This window comes from Endobacter medicaginis, assembly GCF_014192375.1.
GTDB classification, from domain to species: Bacteria; Pseudomonadota; Alphaproteobacteria; order Acetobacterales; family Acetobacteraceae; genus Endobacter; species Endobacter medicaginis.
In genome coordinates, this window is the sequence record NZ_JACHXV010000001.1 from 339812 (window position 1) to 360663 (window position 20852).

At 71.0% G+C, this 20852-nt stretch carries 15 protein-coding genes; 6 read left to right on the forward strand and 9 right to left on the reverse strand.

Going from position 1 to position 20852, the window contains the following annotated elements; all coding sequences use genetic code 11:
* Positions 1-232: 232 nt before the first annotated feature.
* The 3 genes from FHR90_RS01550 to FHR90_RS01560 all read right to left on the reverse strand — a co-directional run bounded on the left by FHR90_RS01550 (position 233) and on the right by FHR90_RS01560 (position 4477).
* The gene (locus tag FHR90_RS01550; protein ID WP_183274630.1) at positions 233-2434 is read right to left on the reverse strand and encodes a hypothetical protein; all 2202 of its coding nucleotides are present in this window, start codon (positions 2432-2434) and stop codon (positions 233-235) included.
* A gap of 17 nt (positions 2435-2451) precedes the next feature.
* Positions 2452-3969 carry a glycosyltransferase family 4 protein gene (locus tag FHR90_RS01555; RefSeq protein WP_183274631.1) on the reverse strand — a complete coding sequence of 506 codons (1518 nt, stop codon included), beginning with the start codon at positions 3967-3969 and terminating at the stop codon, positions 2452-2454.
* Positions 3970-4066: 97 nt separating this feature from the next.
* A complete protein-coding gene (locus FHR90_RS01560; RefSeq protein WP_183274632.1) occupies positions 4067-4477 on the reverse strand; it encodes a cytidine deaminase in 411 nt (136 codons plus the stop codon).
* Between the two features lie 70 nt (positions 4478-4547).
* Here FHR90_RS01560 and lysA point away from each other — a divergent pair, with 70 nt between their 5' ends.
* Both lysA and FHR90_RS01570 read left to right on the forward strand, forming a co-directional pair.
* The gene (lysA, locus tag FHR90_RS01565) at positions 4548-5885 is read left to right on the forward strand and encodes a diaminopimelate decarboxylase (RefSeq protein ID WP_246329979.1); all 1338 of its coding nucleotides are present in this window, start codon (positions 4548-4550) and stop codon (positions 5883-5885) included.
* The gene (locus FHR90_RS01570; protein WP_183274633.1) at positions 5882-8641 is read left to right on the forward strand and encodes a DUF4175 domain-containing protein; all 2760 of its coding nucleotides are present in this window, start codon (positions 5882-5884) and stop codon (positions 8639-8641) included. Before lysA ends, FHR90_RS01570 begins: the two co-directional genes overlap by 4 nt.
* A gap of 9 nt (positions 8642-8650) precedes the next feature.
* On the opposite strand, the gene FHR90_RS01575 is transcribed toward FHR90_RS01570, so the two are convergent.
* Genes FHR90_RS01575 through FHR90_RS01585 form a run of 3 tightly spaced genes read right to left on the reverse strand, consistent with a single transcriptional unit; the run spans position 8651 to position 13249 of the window.
* Positions 8651-9421, reverse strand: coding sequence for a CDP-diacylglycerol diphosphatase (locus tag FHR90_RS01575; protein WP_176625967.1), 771 nt, complete (start codon positions 9419-9421; stop codon positions 8651-8653).
* Positions 9418-10944, reverse strand: coding sequence for a Ppx/GppA phosphatase family protein (locus FHR90_RS01580; RefSeq protein WP_266152602.1), 1527 nt, complete (start codon positions 10942-10944; stop codon positions 9418-9420). Before FHR90_RS01580 ends, FHR90_RS01575 begins: the two co-directional genes overlap by 4 nt.
* 10 nt (positions 10945-10954) lie before the next feature.
* On the reverse strand, positions 10955-13249 hold the full coding sequence (locus FHR90_RS01585) for an RNA degradosome polyphosphate kinase (protein ID WP_183274634.1): 2295 nt from the start codon (positions 13247-13249) through the stop codon (positions 10955-10957).
* A gap of 160 nt (positions 13250-13409) precedes the next feature.
* On the opposite strand from FHR90_RS01585, the gene purM reads away from it, so the two are divergent.
* Positions 13410-14462 (forward strand): phosphoribosylformylglycinamidine cyclo-ligase, encoded by a 1053-nt coding sequence (gene purM / locus FHR90_RS01590; RefSeq protein ID WP_183274635.1) that lies wholly within the window; start codon positions 13410-13412, stop codon positions 14460-14462.
* On the forward strand, positions 14459-15076 hold the full coding sequence (purN, locus tag FHR90_RS01595) for a phosphoribosylglycinamide formyltransferase (protein WP_176624763.1): 618 nt from the start codon (positions 14459-14461) through the stop codon (positions 15074-15076). Before purM ends, purN begins: the two co-directional genes overlap by 4 nt.
* Before the next feature lie 96 nt (positions 15077-15172).
* On the opposite strand, the gene FHR90_RS01600 is transcribed toward purN, so the two are convergent.
* Positions 15173-16468, reverse strand: a complete 1296-nt coding sequence (locus FHR90_RS01600; RefSeq protein WP_176624765.1) for a beta strand repeat-containing protein — start codon at positions 16466-16468, stop codon at positions 15173-15175.
* Positions 16469-16708: 240 nt separating this feature from the next.
* Entirely contained in the window at positions 16709-17653 is a 945-nt protein-coding gene (locus tag FHR90_RS01605; RefSeq protein WP_176624767.1) for a sterol desaturase family protein, read from the reverse strand.
* Positions 17654-17863: 210 nt separating this feature from the next.
* Here FHR90_RS01605 and FHR90_RS01610 point away from each other — a divergent pair, with 210 nt between their 5' ends.
* Positions 17864-18244 carry a response regulator transcription factor gene (locus FHR90_RS01610; protein WP_176624769.1) on the forward strand — a complete coding sequence of 127 codons (381 nt, stop codon included), beginning with the start codon at positions 17864-17866 and terminating at the stop codon, positions 18242-18244.
* Positions 18245-18256: 12 nt separating this feature from the next.
* On the forward strand, positions 18257-19915 hold the full coding sequence (locus tag FHR90_RS01615) for a tetratricopeptide repeat protein (protein ID WP_183274636.1): 1659 nt from the start codon (positions 18257-18259) through the stop codon (positions 19913-19915).
* 21 nt (positions 19916-19936) lie between these two features.
* Here the strand turns inward: FHR90_RS01615 and FHR90_RS01620 are convergent, their stop codons facing one another.
* The gene (locus FHR90_RS01620; protein WP_176625720.1) at positions 19937-20782 is read right to left on the reverse strand and encodes a transglutaminase-like domain-containing protein; all 846 of its coding nucleotides are present in this window, start codon (positions 20780-20782) and stop codon (positions 19937-19939) included.
* Positions 20783-20852: the final 70 nt, after the last annotated feature.

Sequence of the window (20852 nt, forward strand, 5' to 3'; positions counted from 1 at the left end):
ATCTGACCATTCCAGACCCATTCCGCCGTGCGGGCAGGAGACGGCGCGTGCGCCTGGAACGGCCATCTGACGCGCGTTTTCTGCGCTTCGGTGCTCGCGGCCATCCAGGCCGCTCCACTCCGATGCTCGAGAGCCTCACGTCATCTGACCATTCCAGACCCATTCCGCCGTGCGGGCAGGAGACGGCGCGTGGGCCTGGGACGGCTGTCTGACGCACGGTTTCGGCTCCGGGCTATTCGGCGCCTTGCGACCAGGGCAACAGACGCAGCGCCAGCAGGCGCAGGCCGAGCAGGCGACGGTCGTCGGAGTGGCGGTCGTACTCGCTGGGGCGGCGGGCATTGAGCACCGAGATGTCGAGACGAACGGTGCCGTCCGCGGCGATGGCGGCGCGCGGCACCGCGGCGCGCAGTGCGACCGGAGCGGTCGAGCCGACATGCCATTCCGCCACCTTCGTTCCGTTGGCGCTGACCACGGCCTCGATCATCGGCGCGCCGCGCGGGATGAAGCCGGCGGCCTCGACCTCGACGATCACGCCGGGCTGCTGCGCGAGCACGTCGGACGGGACCTTGAAGCGGAGCTCGGAGTGGTAGCCCACCGTCCAGCGTCCGTTGGCCGGGTCGCTCCAGCCGCCGGCGATGAGATAGTTCGGCTCGCTGCGGCCGTCGAAATCGAGCTGGTGCGGCGGCAGCGGGAAACCCGGCAGCGGCGCATCGTCGTGGCAGGCCGCGGGCAGCAGCCGGTGCGGCAGCCAGCAGGGCAGGCCGGGCTCGGTGGACAGATGGGCGATGACGGCGTGGCCATCGGCCGGCAGGCTGATCTTCGGGCCGAGCGACAGCGTCGCCGGACCGGCCGGCAGCGGCCGCAGCGGCAGGATCATCGCCCCGCCCGGCACCGGGAAGGCGCGCAGGGCGAAGAAATCGTGATACTGGCGGCCGCCGGCGTCGAGGCTGAGGGCGGCGTCGAAGTAGATGTTGTCCTCGCTGCCCTGCATCGGCAGCAGCAGGGCGTCGCGCAGGCCCGGCAGTCCGGCTGGCAGGCTGACGGTGCGGGCGGCGGCGTCGACCACCACCGGGGCGGCGAGCGGACCCGACGTGACGGGGGTGAGCTGTGTGCGCCAGCAGATCGCCAGCAGCGCGACCACGCCGCCCGCCAGCACGGTCCAGACGGGGTGGACATGCGGCCGCCGGCGCAGCGTCTCGACGCTCCAGGCGATGCCGGCCTTCACCCAGGCCCAGGCGAAGGCGGCGATGAAGGGCAGCGTCCAGACGAAATAATGGTAGTTGTGGAAGCGCCACAGCCCGCGCGGATGCAGGTCGCGATAGGCCAGATAGAGCATCCAGTGCAGCACGATGCCGCCCAGCACCACCGCCAGCGTGCGTCGTTGCAGGGTAGAGGCGGCGCGGGCGGCGAGCACCGCCCAGACGATGCCGGCCAGGCCAGGCACCAGCCACCACCACACCTCGATCAGCGCCGTTGCACCGCCGAAGACGGGGCGCGGATCGACGACCAGCGTCACCCAGTGCAGGCCGATCAGCCGCCAGTCGAACCCGAGTTCGCGGCTCATCTCGACATAGCCGCCGGCATGGCGGCCCCAGATCGCCAGGTGCAGTCCGACCGTCACCGCGGCGCCGAGGACGAGACCGGTCAGGCCAAGGCCCGTATCCCCGACCAGCGCGCCGCTCGCGCCCGGGCGGCGGCGGACCACCGGCACCGTCAGATGGGCGATGACCGCGATCGCGGCCGGGGCGAGGCCGAGCACGTCACTCGGGCGCAGCGCCGGCAGCAGGCCGATGGCCAGCCCGAGCGCGAAGGGCCAGCGGCGCTGGCGGTCGCCCTGGAGCATGCGCAGCGCCGACAGCAGGCCGAGCAGTTCGAGCGGGATCGACAGCACCGTGTTCCACGGCACCACCCAGGCATCGAGTATGCTGCTGTCCAGAACGGTGACGGCGACGAACAGGATGATCGCCGTCAGCCGCGACAGGCCGAGTGCGTCGAGGATCGCCACGCTGAGCAGGAAGCTCGCCAGCAGGCCGGCGAGATTGACCAGCAGAAACGGATGATGCCCGGAAACCGCGGCGCCGAGCGCGCCGCAGATCGCATAGAGCGGCGGATACCATTGATGCGCCGCACTCAGGTCGCCGGCGCGCAGGGCGAGCACGGCCTCGAGCGTCTTGGACTGGTCATACCAGTCCCACCAGCCCTGGCCGGCGACCAGCCCGGAGGGGCGGACCGGGGAGCGGGCATAGTGATGCAGGTAGCACAGCGTCAGCAGCGCCCCGCCGATGGCGAGGCCGGCGCGATCCAGCCACAGCCGGATCGCCTGCCAGTGTGGACCGAAGGTCAGGCCGATGGCGCGCAGCAGGGAGCGCGCGGCGCCGCGGATGTCGGCCGCGTCATGGGCGACATGGGCGACATGGGCGTGGCTGTCGGGCACGGGCAGGTCCTGTTGCGTCACGAGCGGGCGACGCGTTCGATGGTTTCGGCCCAGCGCGGCTCGAGCTGGGCCTGGCGGTAGAGCGCGCTCTGCCGGAGTCCGGCCTCGGCCAGCTCGGCGAGGCGGCCGGTGTCGCGCGGCAGGGCGGTGACGCGCATGAACAGCGCGGTCAGCGCTTCCTCGTCATAGGGATCGAAATACTCCGCCGCATCGCCGCAGACCCAGCGATGGACGGGGATGTCGGAGGCCAGCAGCGGTGCGGCGCAGGACATCGCCTCGACGGTGGCGAGGTCGAACCCCTCGGCGCGGCTAGGGCAGATCACTGCATGGGCGCCGGTATAGAGCGCGCGCAGGTCGTTCATCGGGATGTCGGCAAGGTGATAGGCCGCGCCCTCGGCGATGAGCTGCTTGAGCAGCTTGACGTCGCCCTCGCTGCGCCAGCCCGGATTGGCCAGCAGCACCAGCCGGAACTTCGCTCCGGCGCGGCGGGCGGCGACCGCCGCGCGCATCAGCATGGCGTAGTTCTTGCGCGGCTCCAGGGTCGAGACCGCGAGGACATAGGGCTCGTCGGCGATCTCGGCGGTCTCGGCCCTGCCGCCGCCGTCGGACTTGCCGGAAGGCGCGTCGTCGCGGCGCCGCAGCATGTCGCTCGCGGCGCGGCGGCCGCGGGCGATGATCGACAGCAGCTCTCGGCGTGGCCGCGGATCGGGGCGGAAGGTCGCCGACGACATGGTCGGGATGGTGGTCGAGCGGGTCTCGAGCTCGGGAAACAGTTTCAGCAGGTCGGCACGCACCGGCTCGGAGGTGCAGACGAAATAGGCGCCGTCGGCGATGTTGCCCTTGAGCATGTTGTAGTGGCTGCGGGCGTGGTTGAGCGCGTGGCTGATGGTGTGTGGCCACAGCAGCGGGATCGCGTCGTGATAGCGCACGATCATCCGGCCGCCGCGCAGCCGGTAGGGGCTGGGGGTGTGGGCGAGATGGATGTCCCAGCCGCCGCCGGACGCCATGTCGAGCACCGTGCGGCCGCGCGGGTTGAAGGTCGCGAGACGGGCCGCGTCGCCCCAGGACAGGCGCGGGACCGGGAAGGTGCCGCGCTGGATGAGGTGGCGGTCGCTGGCCGGCAGGCCGAGCCGGAACAGCCGCATCCACAGCCAGTCGCCGAACATCTCCGGATCGAGGGTCGAGGAGAGATCCTCCACGGCGCCCCAGTGGCGGAGCGCCTCGGCGCGGTCGTAGATGAACGGACGCAGCAACCGGCGCGCCAGACGTCCGCGCAGGTGCTGACGCTTCTCGCCCGTATCGAGCGAGATCAGCTCCTGCGCCTGGCGCATCAGCGCGGTGTCGGGGCGGCCGTCGCCGCCGCCGCGGATTCGACCCACCGAGCCGGCGCCGTTGAGCAGCCCGCCGATGCGCACGCCGTCCATGCGCGCGAAGGTCTGGAACAGCAGCCGGGTCTCCTGCGGGATGCCGGCGAACCCGTCGAAGCACGGTCGCAGCTCCATCAGCACGCCCGTGCCCGCCCGCTGTTGCACCATGTCCTGCCGCTTCCCTGCCATCCCGGTCGGCCCGCTTACCAGATCGCCCGGCGGCGGGCAAAAAACGGGGGGCGGGGTGTCGGCTGCTGCCGCCGGATCAGCCCAGATGCCCGGGGCCGAACGAATCCGGCAGCAGTTCCGCGAGGCTGCGCGTCAGCAACCGGTCGCCGGCGATGCCGACGATGACGACCGGCAGGTCCGCCTGGCCGAACTCGCGCAGCTTCTGCCGGCAGCCGCCGCAGGGGGTGCAGGGGGTGGCATCCGGGCCGGCGACCACCGCGGCGACGATGCGGCGGCCGCCGGCGCGGATCATCGCCGCGATGGCGCCGGCCTCCGCGCAGGTGCCCTCCGGGTAGGCGGCGTTCTCGACGTTGCAGCCCGAATGGACGCGGCCGTGCTCGTCGATCACCGACGCGCCGACCTGGAAGCCGGAATAGGGGGCGTAGGCGCTGCCCCGCGCGTCGATGGCGGCCGCGATCGCGGCGGACAGATCGGCGGATGGCGGCATCGGCAGGCTCCGGCGGGCTCGGGTTGCGACAGGCGTTGGGTCGGGCGCGTGGATGCTCTACCATGCCCGCATGGATCTCCCCACCCTCGACCCGTGCGCGGCCTCGGCCGGCACCGATGTGCTGCTGGCCGCGCGCCCCTGGCTGCGCATGGACGTGCAGGACGGGCTGCTGTTCGACGGCGTGAGCCTGGCCGCGATCGCGCAGGGCGTTGGTACACCGTGCTGGGTGACCGGCGCCGACACGCTGCTGCGGCGGGTGCGTACGCTCCAGGCTGCCATGGGGCAGGTGGGCGTGCCGGTGGCGATCCATTTCGCGATGAAGAGCAACGACCATCTCGCCGTGCTGGCCCTGATGCGCGGGGCCGGGGTCGGGATGGACGTGGTCAGCGGCGGCGAACTCGCCCGCGCCCTGCATGCGGGCATCGACTCGGCCGGGATCGTGTTTTCCGGCGTCGGCAAGACCGATGCCGAGCTCGACGCGGCCCTGCGCGCCGGCATCGGCCAGATCAATGTCGAGAGCGCGGAGGAACTGCACCGGCTGTCGGCGCGCGCCACCACCCTCGGCCTCACCGCCCCGGTCTCGCTGCGGGTCAATCCGGACGTCGAATCGGGCACCCACGCCAAGATCGCCACCGGCCATGCCGAGACCAAGTTCGGCGTGGCACACGACGATGCGGCGGCGCTTTATGCGCAGGGCACGCGCCTGCCCGGGCTGCGCATGGATGGTCTGGCGGTGCATATCGGCAGCCAGATCGGCGTGCCGGCGCCGTTCCGCGACGCCTATCGTCGCGTCGCCGCCCTCGTCGGCGACATCCGCGCCGCCGGCCATGCGGTGCGCCGGGTCGACTGTGGCGGCGGGCTCGGCATCGCCTATGGGGACGATGCCTCGCTGGCGGGTGTGCCGGCCGCCTGGGCGGGCGCGATCGCGACCACGCTCGGCGGGCTCGATCTCGCGCTGTCGATCGAGCCGGGGCGCTGGCTCGCCGCACCGGCGGGGCTGCTGCTGTCGCGCGTGATCCAGACCAAGGCGGCACCAACGCCGTTCGTGGTGCTGGATGCGGCGATGAACGACCTCGCACGTCCGGCACTGTACGACGCTTTCCATGCGGTGGTGCCGGTTGCGCCGCAGCGTCGAGCCGGGCGGGTGATGCATCTGGTCGGCCCGGTCTGCGAGACCGGCGACATCCTCGCGGCCGACCGGCGGATGCCGGAGATGCGCGCCGGCGAGCTGGTGGCGATCCTCGATACCGGCGCCTATGGCGCGGTGATGAGCTCGACCTACAACGCCCGTCCGTTCGCCGCCCAGGTGATGATCGGTGGCGGAAGGTGGAGCGTGATCCGGCCGCGCCAGCCGGTCGAGGCACTCTGGGCCGGTGAAAGCGTGCCGGGCTGGCTGGTGCGCGCTTGAGCGACGCGCTCGGCCTGATCGCGGCCGACCGGCTGGCGCTGTCGCGCCGCCGTGCCGCGCGCGTGGCCCGCATCGAGCGGCTGTGGCCGGCGTTGCTGCCGTCGCTGTTCGTCTTCGGCCTGTATCTTGCCGCCAGCCTGTTCGGCTGGCCACAGGCGCTCCCCGACTGGCTGCATGCGCTGCTGCTGGGGGCGGTGGGGCTGGTGATGGTGTGGCTGTGCCGCCGCGCCCTGCGTCGCCTGCCGGTGCCACCCGCCCCGCTTGCCGCCCGCCTGCTCGATGCGCGCATCGAGCAGGCCTCGGGCTTGCGCCATCAGCCGCTCGCCACACTGGCTGACCGTCCGGTCGTGTCCGGTCCGGGTGCCGAGGCGCTGTGGCGCGCGCATCAGGGGCGCGTCGCGGCCGCGCTGTCGCAGACCCGCGCCGGCTGGCCGCGGCTCGGCCTCGCCCGGCATGATCCATGGCGGCTGTCGCTGCTGCTGGCGATCGCGCTGCTGGCCGGAGCGGTGGTGGCGGGGTCGCGCGCACCGGGGCGGATCGTGTCGGGGCTCTGGCCGGGCTATCAGAACCGCGAAGGGCCGCCGCCGCATGTGCAGGCCTGGATCACCAGCCCGGAGTACAGCGGCGTCGCGCCGGTGTTCCTCGCCACCGACGCCTCGGGCGGTGTCGGCCAGACCACGATCCGGGTGCCGCAGGGCGCGGTGCTGACCGCCACCGTTACCGGTGCCTCCCGCCCGCCATCGCTGGGCGGCGACGGGCGCGACCGACGGCTCGGGCCGCAGTCCTGGACGATGACCCGCCGGCTGGAGAGCTCGACGGTGCTGCGGCTGAGCGCGGGAGGGTATGACCTGCCGCGCTGGCACATCGAGGTGGTGCCGCGCAGCGCGCCGCAGGTCGGCTGGACCGAGCCGCCCACCCCCGCCATGACATCCGGCAAGGAGGATGACGGATCGGACCGGTCGACCCGCGATCAGCCGCTGCTGCGCCTGCCCTGGCATGTGTCTCACCCCTATGGCGTCGCCTCGCTGGAGGCGCGCATTACTCCCGAGGGGGCGCGGATGCCGATCGTGGTGCCGATCCCGCTGCCCGGCCGGCCGCGCGATGCAAAGGGCGTCGCCACTCCCGATCTCGCCGCCGATCCGCTCGCCGGCAGCGCGGCCAGTGTGGTGTTGCGCGCCGCCGACGGCTCGGGGGAGGTGGGCGAGAGCCCCGTCGCGCGGGTCAGGTTGCCGGCGCATGCGTTCCGCAACCCGCTCGCCCGGGCGATCCAGGCGCAGCGCCGGCGGCTGGCGCTGCACCCCGAGCGCGCGCGGGCGATCGCCGCCGATCTGCTCACCCTGGGCGAGGCGCCGGGGGCGTTGCAGACGCAGACCGATCTCTATCTCGAACTGGTCACCGCTGCGGCCCTGGTGGGCGGCACGATGGCGCCCGATCATCGCAGCGAGGCGGCGGCGATGCTGGCTGAGGCGCAGGGGCGGCTGTGGCAGCTGGCGCTGTCGGTGGAGGATGCGCTCGGCAACGATCGCGCCGCACGCGCCGCCAGCATGGAACTGCGTGCGGCGCAGGATTCGGTGCGCGAGCAGATGCGGCGGATGCGCGAACTCGGCCCGCAGGGGCAGAACGACCGCGAGCAGGGCGAGCTCAGGCGTCGCGTCGAGACGCTGAACCAGGCGATCCGTCGCCGCATGCAGGCGCTGGCCGATCAGGCGCGGCGGCAGGGAAACGCGATCCCGATGGATCCGGCGATGGGCGGCGGCGGGCTCGATCTGCAGAAGATGATGCAGCAGATGCAGCGCGATGCCGCCGAGGGCCGCACCGACCAGGCGATGCGCGAGCTCAAGCAGATGCAGTCCATGCTCGACCGGATGCGCGCCGCCACCCCGCGCGACGCCGCCGCCGCCGCCCAGCAGGCGCAGGCCGCTGCCGAGGCGCGCGAGCAGATGGCCGGGCTCAAGGACATCATCGGCCGCCAGACGGCGCTGCTGGACGCGTCGCAGAAGCGCGACCCGCATCCCGATCCGACCGGCAATCCGACCGCCGCGTGGCGCGATGCGCCCGGCGAGATGCCTGGCGATGCGCCTGGCGGGATGCCTGGCGATGTGCTCAGTGATACGGCTGGCGATACGTCCGCCGGTCCGCCGTCGGCCCCTGGTTCCTCCCCTGCCGCGCCGGACGTCGCGCGTCGCGACGAGGCGCAGGCGCAGCACACGCTGCAACGCGCCACCGACGAGCTGGCCCAGGAGTTCAAGGCCTTTCAGGGCAAGCTGCCACAGAAGCTGACCGATGCCGGCGAGGCGATGCAGCGCGCGCGCGCCGCCCTGCGGCAGGGTGACGATGCCGCCGCTTCCGCCGCGCAGACCGAGGCGCTCAAGGATCTGGGTGATGGCGGCCAGCAGATGCGCCAGACCATGTCGGAGAACAGTTCCCGGGCCGAATCCGGCAGCGGCGGCATCATTCCCGGCTTCGGCCCCGACGGTCAGGGCGGCGGAGGCGATCAGGGTGACGGTGGCGACGGTTCGGATGGCGGGCAGGGCAGCGCGGACGGTCAGGACCGCGATGCGCTCGGCCGTCCGCTGAACCAGGGCAGCGGCCGCCATGGCGATGACGACGCCACCAGCCCGGTGCTGCCCGGCGCTGATGCCGGAGCACGTTCGCGTGCGCTCGAGGAGGAGCTGCGTCGGCGCGATTCCGACCGTCAGCGCCCGCCGGCCGAACTCGACTATCTCGACCGGCTGCTCAGGCCGTTCGCCCGGTAGGCTGCCGGCTCAGCGGGCGAGCCGGCAGCTGTGGTCCTGAAGGTCCTCGCCGCCGCCGAGATCGCCGTGCAGCAGGCGGACCTCGCCGTCGAGCAGCACGAAGCCCGGCCCGTCGGGGAAGTCTGCGCCGGCCAGCACCAGGGTCTGCCGCGGCATCTCGGCGGCGGGATCGTGCAGCCTTGCAGCGACCAGGCGGAACGGGTCCTGGCTCAGCGTGTCGCCCTTCAGGCGCATGGCGAAGTAGCGGTGATGCACCAGCGGGACCGGGAAGGGCTGCCATGACGAGGTGAGCTCGCCCTGATGCTGTGCGATCAGGTCGCGCACATCGGGACGGATGCAGTCGATATGGATGTGGAGCTGTTCCTGCGAGCGGGCCAGCCGCGAGTTGATGGCGAGCGCGATGTCCTGCCGGCGCAGGGTGTGACCGAGTGCTGCGCCGACCCGGTCGTGCTGGCTCCAGGCGGCGGCGAAATAGTTCGGGCCGTCCGGCGCGAGCAGTTCGGGGCTCTCGATGCCTGTCAGTTTGGCGGTCGGGATCAGCAGGAACTGGCTGATGCCGCGGATGTCCTTGAGCACCGCCCAGCCCCGCTCGATGCCGTCGTCGAGATGCACCAGCACGCAGGGAGCGGGATCGTGATGGGCGAGCTGGTTCGGCACGCAGGCCTTCGAGACCAGCCGCCACAGGACGGTGCCGTCGGCGCGGGCGGCCGGGGCGATGGCCGGGGCGGTGCAGCTCGCGAGCAGGGCGATCAGCAGTGTCGCCGTCCGGGGGAGCCTCATGCGGCGGTGGCCGTGAGGTTGACGATCTCGGCCGTGACCCCCATCGCCTCGGCCAGCCGGTCGAGCCGGCGGGCGACGGAGTCGGAGACGAACACGTCCTTGCCCTGGGCGAGGGTGAGGATCAGCCGGTCGCCGCGACGCTGCAGCGAGGTGCCGGCGAGCAGTTCGGGCGTGCCGGCACACAGCGAATAGGCCAGCCGCAGCGTCAGCCCCAGCGTCTCCGCCTGGCGCAGCCGCACCGGGTCGAGCAGGCGGCGGGCAGGATACAGGAACGGCTGGTCGGGCTCGGCCTCGTGGCGGGTGGCCAGCACGAAAGCGAGCCAGGCGCGGGTCGGGTGGTCGAGCGCGGCGCCGGGCTGGTGCAGCACGCGCAGGAAGGTCTGTTCGGCGCGGTATTCGGGATGGTCGTGCGAGCCGATATCCGACAGCCAGCAGGCGGATTCGCGCTTGAGCGCGCCGGCCGCGCTCTCATGCGCATAGAGCTGCGCGGTCCAGTCGATCAGCGCCGGGGGCAGGGCGGGATTGCGGCCGTAGGTCGTGGCCATGTCGCGTGCGACGGCCAGCATCGGGTGGGTGTCGCGACTGATGCCGCCCATCACCCGATGCGCGAACCAGCCCTCGCGCAGCCCGTTGGCGCAGAACACCACACGGCGCGGCGCGGCGCGGCGCAGCAGGCGGCGCAGCACGGTGGCGGCGAAGGGCAGGTCGTCGAGACGCCGGCGTGGGGCGCCGGGAATGCGTTCGAGCGCCTTGCGCGGCGAGCCCGCGATGGTGCCGCACAGCTCGCGCGCGTCCTCGCGGGTGATGGTGTAGTGGTGGATGATGTTGAGCGGGTAGCCGGTGCGCGCGATCTGGATGCGCGCGAGCGCGCGGAAGGCGCCGCCGACCAGATAGAGGTCGCGCCCGGACACGCCATCGAGCCAGTCGACCGCCTCCAGCTCGGCCTGGGCGATCAGCCTGGCCTGTGCGACATCGCCCCCGGCGCGGTCGGCGAGCCGGATCACGCCGAGCGGCAGCGATACCGCCTCGTGACGTACGCCGTCGACCAGCCGCACCAGCTCCAACGAGCCGCCGCCGATATCGGCCATCACCCCGTCCGCTTCCGGCAGGCCGCTCAGCAGCCCGGCCGAGCCGTAGGCGGCTTCCTCGTCGCCCGACAGGATGCGGATCGGCACCTCGGGCATGCGCGCCTGCAGGGCGGCGACGAAATCGGGGCCGTTGGTGGCGTCGCGCACCGCCGCCGTGGCCAGCACCTCGAAGGGCTGCGCCTCCAGTCCGCGCGCCACGGCGTTGAAGCGCGCCATTACCCCCATCGCCTGGGCCACGCCCTCCTCGTTGAGCCGGCCGGTGCTGTGCAGGCCGCGGCCGAGGCGCAGCACCGCCTTCTCGTTGAAGATGGTGACCGGCAGCCCGCCATGCGTCTCGTAGACGACGAGGCGGACCGAATTGGAGCCGAGATCGACCACCGCGGCGCGGGGCGCGCCGGTGCGGTTGACGCGATAGGGCTGGGTGGCGGCCTGCACGATGTGGGGCTCAGTCCTCTTTGACCCGGTCCTGGCGCCGCTGTGGCTTGGCGAGCGGGACGGCCGGGCCGTGCAGCGCGCTGCCGCGGCCCGAGAGCGACGGGTTGGTCATGAAATAGCGATGCGCGGAGAAGGGCTTCGCACCCGGCGGCAGCCGCGTCCAGGCGCCGTCCGCACCCAGCGTCCAGGATTGCAGCGTGTCGCGGAGATCGTTGGCCATGATCTGTTCGAGCACCTGTCGATGAACGGTCGGGTTGCGGATCGGTACCATGCTCTCCACCCGCCAGTCCATGTTGCGTGCCATCCAGTCGGCGCTGGAGATGAACACCAGCGCCTCGCGGCCGGGCAGGCGGTGGCCGTTGCCGAAGGCGAACACCCGCGCATGTTCGAGGAAGCGGCCGACGATCGACTTGATGCGGATGTTCTCCGACAGGCCCGCAACCCCGGGCCGCAGGCAGCAGATGCCGCGGATGATGGCGAGGATGCTGACCCCGGCATTGGAGGCCTCGTAGAGCTTGTCGATCAGCTTGGAATCGACCAGCGAGTTCATCTTCAGCCAGATCGTCGCCGGCCGCCCGGCCTTCGCATGGGCGATTTCGGCCTCGATCAGCTGGATCAAGGTCGGGCGGATGGTCAGCGGGCTGAAGGCCAGCGCCTCCATCTCGGCCGGGCGCGCATAGCCGGTCATGTAGTTGAACAGCCGCGCCGAATCGCGGGTCAGCGCGGGGTCGCAGGTGAAGAAACTCAGATCGGTGTAGATGCGCGCGGTGATCGGATGATAGTTGCCGGTGCCGAAATGCGCATAGGAGCGCAACGCGCCGCCCTCGCGGCGCACCACCAGCGACAGCTTGGCGTGCGTCTTGAGCTGTGCAAAGCCGAACACGACCTGCACGCCGGCGGCCTCCAGCGTGCGAGCGAGGCGGATATTGGCTTCCTCGTCGAAGCGTGCGCGCAGCTCGACCATCGCGGTGACCGACTTGCCGGTCTCGGCCGCCTCGATCAGCGCCTTGACGATCGGGCTGTCGCGGCTGGTGCGGTACAGCGTCTGCTTGATCGCCACCACCGCCGGATCCAGTGCGGCCTGGCGGAGGAACTGGATCACCACGTCGAAGCTCTCGAACGGGTGGTGGACGATGATGTCCTTGGCCCGGATCGCGGCGAAGCAGTCGCCGCCGAAATCGCGGATGCGCTCGGGGAAGCGCGGCGTATAGGGGGTGAAGACCAGATCGGGGCGCCCGTCGACGATGAGCTGCTTCACATCCACCACGCCGAGCAGCCCGTCATGCACGACCAGCGCGTCCGACGGCACGTCGAGCTCGTCGATCACCAGCTCGAGCAGGTCGTCGGGCAGCGCGCGGTCGACGTCGAGATGGATCACCACCCCGCGCCGGCGGCGCTTGAGCGCGGTCTCGTACGAGCGGACCAGATCCTCGGCCTCCTCCTCGAACTCGACATCGGTGTCGCGGATCAGCCGGAACATGCCGCGCCCGCCGACGGTGAAGCGGGGAAACAGCCGGTCGAGAAACATCACCACCACGTCCTCCAGCGCGATGAACCGGGTGGTGGTGGCGGCTTCGGCGCGGTCGGGCATGGCTGGCAGGCGCAGGAAGCGCTCGATCTGCACGGGCAGCAGGATCAGTGCGCGCAGCGGCTGGTTGTCTTCCTCGCGGGTCAGACGCAGGGCGAGAACCAGCCCCATGTTGGGCACGAACGGAAACGGGTGCGCCGGATCGATCGCCAGCGGGGTCAGCACCGGAAACACCCGCTCCATGAACTGCGCCTCCAGCCAGGCGCGGTCTGTGGCGGTGAGGTCGCCGGGCGTGCAGACGACCACCCCGGCGGCCTCCATCTCGGAGCACAATGCGGTCCAGTTGCGCTGCTGCCGCATCAGCAGCTCGCGTGCGCGTCCCTGCACGGCGGCGAGCTGGGCCGAGGGGGTGAGCCCGTCAGAGGACAGGTCGGTGCGGCCCTCGCGGAGCTGGTCGGCGAGGCCGGCGACGCGGACGGAATAGAATTCGTCCAGATTGCCCGCGCTGATCGACAGGAAGCGCAGCCGCTCCAGCAGCGGGTTGGTGCTGTTTTCCGATTCCTCGATCACACGCAGGTTGAAGTCGAGCCAGGACAGTTCGCGGTTGATGAACCTCGTCGGTGTCTGCGGCGTCGGCGGCTCGGGCGGTGCGACCGCGATCGCCCCCCGCCCCGCGCGTCGCGCCGACGGGCCCCCGGACTGCTTCAGCGCCGCGGCACGGCGGCTCGCAGCCGTGCCGGACCGGCGGGCGGGAGGGGTGCTCTGTTTCTGGCTCATGTCTCGATCATGGTTGACTGTCCGCCGAGCGTCCATCGCCAAGCCGCCCTGCGCCAGCGCCTGGCGGCGATTGTCATGGTTGTTTCAAGCAAGCCGGGGCGTTTCATCGGCGCGCATTGTGCATTAGATGGCCGCGAGAACGTGATCGCGAGCATGCCAGATGACCCAGACTCCCCGTCCGCCCTCGACCTACCGCGACGCGGGTGTCGACATCGAAGCCGGAGATGCGCTGGTCGAGGCGATCAAGCCGCATGCCAAGGCCACCACGCGACCGGGCGTCATGGGGGGCTTGGGCGGGTTCGGGGCACTGTTCGACCTGCGCGCCGCGGGATTTGTCGATCCGGTGCTGGTGTCGTGCACCGACGGCGTCGGCACCAAGCTGCTGGCGGCGATCGAGACCGGGCTGCATGACACGGTCGGCATCGATCTGGTGGCGATGTGCGTCAACGATCTGATCGTGCAGGGGGCGGAGCCGCTGTTCTTTCTCGATTACTTCGCCACCGGCCGGCTCGACGTCGCCGACGCGGCGCGTGTGGTGGCGGGTATCGCCGAGGGCTGCCAGCGTTCGGGCTGCGCGCTGGTCGGCGGCGAGACCGCGGAGATGCCGGGGCTGTACGAGGCCGGGCATTACGATCTCGCCGGCTTCTCGGTGGGGGCCGCCGAGCGGTCGGCGCTGCTGCCCAAGGCGGTGCGCGCCGGCGATGCGCTGATCGGGCTGCGCGGCAGCGGCGTGCATTCGAACGGTTTCTCCCTGGTAAGGCGGATCGTCTCCGCCAGCGGGTTGGGCTGGGATGCGCCGGCGCCGTTCGCGCCCGGGCAGACCCTGGGGGCGGCACTGCTGACCCCGACCCGGCTCTATGTCACGCCGGTGCTGGCGCTGCATCGCGCCGGCCTGGTGCAGGCGGCGGCGCACATCACCGGCGGCGGCCTGCCGGGCAATCTGCCGCGCGTGCTGCCCGAGGGCTTCGGCGCCGCGATCGATGGCAGCGCCTGGACCCCCGATCCGGTGTTCGCCTGGCTGGCGCAGGCAGGGCAGGTGGCGAGCGAGGAGATGTTGCGCGTGTTCAATTGCGGCATCGGCATGGTGATCGTCACCGGCGAGCCGGAGGCGGCGATGCGGATGCTGGAGGAGGCGGGCGAGCAGCCGGTGCGGATCGGCAGCATCGAGCCGGGAACGGGCGTGCGCTTCACGCGGCCGGTCAGCTTCTCATGAAACCGCGCAGGCGCGTCGCGGTGCTGGTGAGCGGCCGCGGCAGCAATCTCGGCGCGCTGATCGCGGCGGCGGCGGTCGCGGATTACCCGGCCGAGATCGCCTTGGTGCTGAGCAACGTGCCGGAGGCCGGCGGGCTGGTCCTGGCCCGTGACCACGGCATCGCCGCGGAGGTGATCGACCATCGCCCGTTCGGCCGCGACCGCGCCGCCCACGAGGCGGCGATCGACGCCAGGCTGCACGAGGCACGGATCGGCTTTGTTTGCCTGGCCGGCTACATGCGCCGGCTGACGCCGCTGCTGGTCGATCGGTGGGCGGGACGGATGATCAATATTCACCCCAGCCTGCTGCCCAGCTTTCCCGGTCTCGATACCCATGCGCGGGCGCTGGCCGCCGGGGTGAAGATCCACGGCTGCACGGTGCATGAGGTGACCGCGGGGGTCGACGAGGGCCCGATTCTCGGCCAGGCGGCGATTGCCGTGCGCCCGGATGATGACGCGCACAGCCTCGCCGCGCGGGTGCTGGAGCAGGAGCACCGCCTGTATCCGGCGGTGTTGCGGCGCGCGCTGGAGGAGGGCGGCGAGAGGCCGCAGGCGGAGCCGCTGCTGAGCTTCTGAGCCTGAGGGCGAGCATGAAAAAAGGGCCGCAGGTTTCCCTCCGGCCCTTTTTTGCGGTGTCCACCCCGCCTTGCGGCGGGATCGACCGAAGCGGTCTTACTGACCGCTGAAGTTGCTGCTGCTGAGCGAGCTGACACCGACGAAGGTGATCTTCGTGCTGTCGGCCAGGGTGATGGTGGTGCTGCCGTTGGAGTGGGTCTGGGTGGCGAGCGCGGTCGCGACCTCGTTCGCCCCGTAGCCCTTCAGCACCACCAGGTTGCCCGCCGCCGAGCCGAAATCGGTGATCGACACCGCCGCCCCGCTGCCGGTCACGCCCGACTGGAAGATGAAGGTGTTGGATCCCGCGCCGCCGGTCAGCGTGCTGGTGCCCTTGCCGGCCACGAAGGCATCGCTGCCCGCGCCGCCAACCAGGCTGGCGCTGCCCGAACCGGTGTAGAAGGTGACGCCGGCCGAGGCGCTGGCCGCCGAGATGGTCTCGCTGCCCGCACCGGCAACGATCGCCGTGCCCGAAGCCGTGCCCTTGAAGCTGATGTTCGAGCCGTTGGAGCCGAAGATCGCCGCCGTGCCCGAGGAGCCCGCATCGATCTGGCCAATGCCGGCGCCGCCGATGAAGGTGACCTTGCTGGCGCCGGTCTCGAGGACAGACTGGCTGCCCGCGCCGGCATAGACGGTGACGTTGGCATTGACGGCCGAGATGGTGTCGTTGCCGAGGCCGCCGAACACGGTGGATGGGCCGCTCAGCCAGTAGACGCCATTCGCACCGGCCTGGACCTGGGTCGAGGCTCCCGAGGCGCCGACGAAGGTGGTGTTCGAGCCGACATCGAACAGCGACGTCGTGCCGGTGCCGCCGAAGATCTGCGCGCCGGTGCCGGAGTTGGCGATGGTCGCCGAGCCGGTCGAGCCATTGATCGTGTCGCCCGAGCCGGTGGCGAACACGGTGTCGCTACCCTTGCCGAGACCGATCAGGTTGGCACCGCCGCCGCCATAGATGGTGGAGTTGCCCGCGCCGGCGAGGATGGTGTCGTTGCCGTCACCGGTCGCGATCGTCCACGCGCCGGTATCGGCCGAGCCGTAGAACACGTTCGAGCTGCCGCCGGCGAAGAAGGCACCGCCGCCCGCACCCGCCTGGAAGGTCGTGCCGCCGGTGCCGGCGAACACGGTGCTGCCGTTGAAGCCGCCGGTGATCGAGGCCGGGCTGTTGACCGAGACGGCGATCACGCCGCTCGAGCCGACTGCGAGCGAACCCGCCGTGGTCGGCGTGTAGGCAGCGATACCCGCCTGGGCGAGCGAGGTCGCCACGGAGGAGGCGAGCAGGTTGGCGGCAAGGTTGCCCGGAATGCTGACGTTAACCGCGGTGCCAGAGGCACCCATCACCGATACGTAGTCGCTCATCTGGATATCCTTTCCGCAGACCGCGTTTCTGCACGTGCTTGGAGAACGGATTGCCCAGCGTGGCGCCAGTCACCCGCGAACCCAACCAGCCGTGCACCGGAGGGGTTCCACTTCTAGTTGCGCTTTAATCATGCTGCGGTGCGGTAAGTCCAGCGCAAAATGATGGGCTGCTCCCACGTTCACGCAGGTGTCATGTGAGTTCCGTGGAGAGCCCTGGGTGGAACATCCCCGCGGCTGCGGTCAGGCCCGCGCCCGCAGGCGGCGGGTGGCGAGGCGCCAGGACAGTCGCAGCCCCTCGGTCTGTTGCGCGATCCACGAGCCGCCCTCGAGGCGCGCACCCGCCTTCGGATCGCCGGTCTCCACCACGTCGTCGGCAAAGTCGTGGGTGCGGAACAGCATGTCCCACCAGGGCAGGACACCGCCGAAATTGACGCTGTTGCGCCCCGCCGCCCGCAATCCGTGATGCGTGCGATGAAAGCGCGGCGACACCAGCAGACGCTCGCCCAGCCAGCCGAAATGCAGGCGCGTGTTGGCATGCGACAGGCTCTCGACCAGACGCAGCACCAGCACCAGCACCGGAAACTGCATCGGCGGCACGCCGATCAGCAGCCCGACCGCAATGAACCAGACATAGGAAATCACGTCGTCGAGCACGTGATTGCGGTCGTCGGACCAGAAGGTCATGTCGCGCTGGGCATGGTGAAGCGCGTGCAGCCCGTACCACCAGCCGAAGGTGTGCGAGAAGCGGTGCCGCCAGTAATCGGCGAAATCGAGCACCACCGCATAGACAAGGAATGCCACGACCGGCTGGCCCATCAGCCAGGGAAACAGCGTCTCCAGCGTGGGTGGCACGTAGCCGTGATCGGTCATCCAGCCGTTGAGCCAGACCTGCGCGCTGTAGAAACCGAAGAACGTCACCAGCGGAAAGACGCCGATGCGCGCGATCAGCGTGTAGACGACGTCCATGCCGACATGACCGCGGTCGAGCGTGCGCCGCAGGGGCCAGAACCGCTCCGCCGGCCAGCAGATCGCGAGGTTCACCACCACCTGCAGCACGCCGTAGATGGCGAACAGCGCCCACATGAACGAGACGTCCTCCCAGTCCATCCAGCCGAGGCGCCAAAGGGCCGGCACAAGCCATTCCTGCTGGATCCAGCCGGCGAGCCAGGCGAACGGATCGACCATGATCGGGTGACCTCCGGGGCGTGGGGCGGCGCATGGGGTGCGCAATGCGCTCCGTCGCCCTATATTGGATGCGGACCGACGGCAGCGATACCGCCGCGAGCCGGCGAGGTTCAAGTCTTCCGTTTCAGCGACGGGCCGTGAAGGTCTGATTTTACTTGTTTCCCCCGTGCGGCCGCCCACGCGCGGAAGGGCTTTGGGCGGTTGTGATGGATGAGTGAGGACATGCCCAGGCTGCTGCTGGTCGAAGACGAGTTCCTGATCCGGATGACCCTGGCGGAAATCCTCGCCGATGACGGCTTCGAGGTGATCGAGGCCGCCACGGGCGCCGAGGCCCTCGCCCAGATGCAGGCGTCACCGCCCGACATCGTGCTGACCGATCTCAACCTGCCCGGCGGGATGGACGGATTCGGCGTCGCGCGTGCCGTCCGCCAGCAGGCGGGCGGGGTGCCGGTGCTGTTCACCAGCGGCGAGCCGATCGATCCGTCGCGACTCGGGCCGCGCGACCGCGCGCTCACCAAGCCCTATCTTCCGTCGTCCGTCGGGCCGGTCCTGCGCGAGATGATCGCACGCGCGACCGACCCCGCAGGCTGAAACCGGCCGCCGATGAGCGCTACCCTGCTGCAGCGCGACCCCGCCGGCGAGCTGGCCGCGGATCCGTCGCAGGCCGAAGCGGTCCAGCGCGCCGCCGCGCAATTGCGCACCGGCCGCGGCGAGGGCATCGCCGAGGCGCTGCGCGCCCGTGTGGCGGCCGGCGATCTCGACGCGCTGGTGCTCAGCGCACTCGCGCTCGGGCTGGAGGGACGGGCGGAGGAGGCGGCGGCGGCGATGGTCGAGGTCGCCGAGCGGCGCCCCGACGCGCTGCATCCGCTGTGCGATCTCGCGCCGCTGGTCACGGAGCCCAATACCCTCGCGCGTCTGGAACACGTCTATCGCGCAGTCGCCGCGCGCACGCCGGACGAGCCGCGGCTGTGGCACGCCTTCAGCCTCTATTACACGCAGGCTTTCCGTCATGACGAGGCGGTCGCCGCGGCGCGCAGATCTGTCGCACTCGATGGCGGTACCGCCATCACCACCAACCAGCTCGGCATCTCGCTGACCGCCTCCGGCGCGCTCGAGGAGGGGCTGGAGGTGTTTGCCGACTCGGCACGGCGCTGGCCCGACAGCTTCGCCGCGTTTTCCAACATCGCCTGCACGCAGGCGGCACTCGGCCGGTTCGAGCCGGCGCTGGAGGCCTACCGGCGGGCGATCTCGCTGTCGCCGGGGGCGGCACAGCTGCGGCTCAATCATGCCATCTGCCTGCTCAAGGCCGGCCGCATGACCCAGGGCTGGACCGAATACGAGTGGCGGCTGCATCTGCCCGGGCATACCGAGCTGCCGCGCGAGACGCTGCTGCCGAGCCTGTCGAAAGAGACCCGGCTCGACGGCCGCACCGTGCTGGTCACGCATGAGGAAGGGCTCGGCGACACGCTGCAGTTCCTGCGTTTCATCGCGCCGCTGGCGGCGCATGGCGCGCGGGTGGTGGTGGCGGTGCCGGCGGCATTGCTGAGCCTCGCCGCGCGGGTCGAGGGCGTGGCCGAGGCGGTCGATGCCGATCGCGTCACCCTGCGCTACGACTGGCATTGCCCGTTCATGTCGCTGCCCCGCGCGCTGGCGGCGACCTCCGGGCGCGACGGGGCGCCCGTGCCCTACCTGCGGCCCGCGCCGGAGGCGGTGGCACGCTGGTCCGAACACCTGCCCTCGCCCGGCACGCTGCGGGTCGGGCTGGTCTGGGCGGGGGCATCACGCGCGCATCTGCACTGGGCGGTCGCCGTGGATCGCCGGCGCAGCGTGTCGCTCGCGCAGCTTTCCGCGCTGGGCGGTCTGCGCGGGGTCTCGCTGGTCAGCCTCCAGCTCGGCCCGCCGGCCGACCAGCTCTTCGACCCGCCGGAGGGCATGCGCATCCATGACGCGATGCACGAGGCGCGGAGCATGGACGACACGGCAGCACTGATCGCCGGGCTCGACCTGGTGATCAGCGTTGATACCTCGGTCGCCCATCTGGCCGGGGGGATGGGCAAGCCGGTATTCCTGCTCGACCGGTTCGACAATTGCTGGCGCTGGGGGCATGGCAGCGAGACCACGGCGCTGTATCCGCAGATGCGGATCTTCCGCCAGGAGCGGCCTGATGCGTGGGAGGCGCCGATCGGGCGGCTGGTCGAGGCGGTGCGGGAGATGGCGGAGTCGCGAACCGGCCCGACCCGACGGACGAAGCGTCGTCGCTAGGCGCGGGTGTCGAGGCGCGGGTCAGCCGCGCGCGGCGCGGACCGGCGTGTCGACGCTGCCGGCCTCCTGCTCGTAGGTAATGACCTCGAACCCGGTCAGCCACGCACCGCCGAAGCTGGTCGACAGTGCGACATCGGTCGCATCGCGGCCGCGGGCCATGAGGATGCGGCCGATGCGGCGCTTGTTGTGCCGTGCATCGAACGTATACCAGCGACCGCCCAGATAGACGTCGAACCAGGCGGAGAAATCCATCGGATCCTCGACCGGCGGCACGCCGATATCACCAAGGTAGCCGGTGCAGTAGCGCGCCGGGATGTTCATGCAGCGGCACAGCGTGACCGCGAGATGGGCGAAGTCGCGGCACACGCCGCGGCGCTCCATGAAGCCCTCATAGGCGGTGCGGGTGGAACGCGCATGCTCGTAGCCGAAGGTGATGCGATCGTGGACGTAGTCGCAGATCGCCTGCACCCGCGCCCAGCCCGGCGGCACGTGGCCGAACAGCGACCAGGCGGTGTCGGACAGCCGGTCGGTCTCACAGTAGCGCGAGCCCAGCAGGTAGACCAGCACGTCGTCCGGCAGGTCCTCGACCGGGATCTGCTCGGCTTCGGGGGCGAGAATGTCGGGTTCCCCGCTGTCCTCGATGGTGAACTCGTTGCGGATGCGCAGGGTGCCGGGCTGGGCGGTGACCCGGGTGCAGATATTGCCGAACCCGTCCATGTAATGGCTGTGCGGCAGTGGCGGGTCGAAGACCATCTGGTGCGGCGAGCGCAGATCGGGATCGCGACTCGGATGGATGCTCAGCAGCAGCAGCAGCGGCGTGGGAGCCGGCACACTGAAGGAGATGTCGTAGCCGGCGCGGATCAGCATGCAGTCAGTCCTTTTCGGTGTTGCCGTCCTGCTGTCCGGAGCGGCCGATACGGTCGGTCGGTGGTCGTTA

Excerpts from the sequence above, each read along its gene's own strand:
- FHR90_RS01555 (WP_183274631.1), bottom strand. The coding sequence starts at position 3,969 with ATGGTGCAACAGCGGGCGGGCACGGGCGTGCTGATGGAGCTGCGACCG.
- FHR90_RS01560 (WP_183274632.1), bottom strand. The coding sequence starts at position 4,477 with ATGCCGCCATCCGCCGATCTGTCCGCCGCGATCGCGGCCGCCATCGAC.
- lysA (WP_246329979.1), top strand. The coding sequence starts at position 4,548 with ATGGATCTCCCCACCCTCGACCCGTGCGCGGCCTCGGCCGGCACCGAT.
- FHR90_RS01575 (WP_176625967.1), bottom strand. The coding sequence starts at position 9,421 with ATGAGGCTCCCCCGGACGGCGACACTGCTGATCGCCCTGCTCGCGAGC.
- FHR90_RS01585 (WP_183274634.1), bottom strand. The coding sequence starts at position 13,249 with ATGAGCCAGAAACAGAGCACCCCTCCCGCCCGCCGGTCCGGCACGGCT.
- purM (WP_183274635.1), top strand. The coding sequence starts at position 13,410 with ATGACCCAGACTCCCCGTCCGCCCTCGACCTACCGCGACGCGGGTGTC.
- purN (WP_176624763.1), top strand. The coding sequence starts at position 14,459 with ATGAAACCGCGCAGGCGCGTCGCGGTGCTGGTGAGCGGCCGCGGCAGC.
- FHR90_RS01600 (WP_176624765.1), bottom strand. The coding sequence starts at position 16,468 with ATGAGCGACTACGTATCGGTGATGGGTGCCTCTGGCACCGCGGTTAAC.
- FHR90_RS01605 (WP_176624767.1), bottom strand. The coding sequence starts at position 17,653 with ATGGTCGATCCGTTCGCCTGGCTCGCCGGCTGGATCCAGCAGGAATGG.
- FHR90_RS01610 (WP_176624769.1), top strand. The coding sequence starts at position 17,864 with ATGAGTGAGGACATGCCCAGGCTGCTGCTGGTCGAAGACGAGTTCCTG.
- FHR90_RS01615 (WP_183274636.1), top strand. The coding sequence starts at position 18,257 with ATGAGCGCTACCCTGCTGCAGCGCGACCCCGCCGGCGAGCTGGCCGCG.
- FHR90_RS01620 (WP_176625720.1), bottom strand. The coding sequence starts at position 20,782 with ATGCTGATCCGCGCCGGCTACGACATCTCCTTCAGTGTGCCGGCTCCC.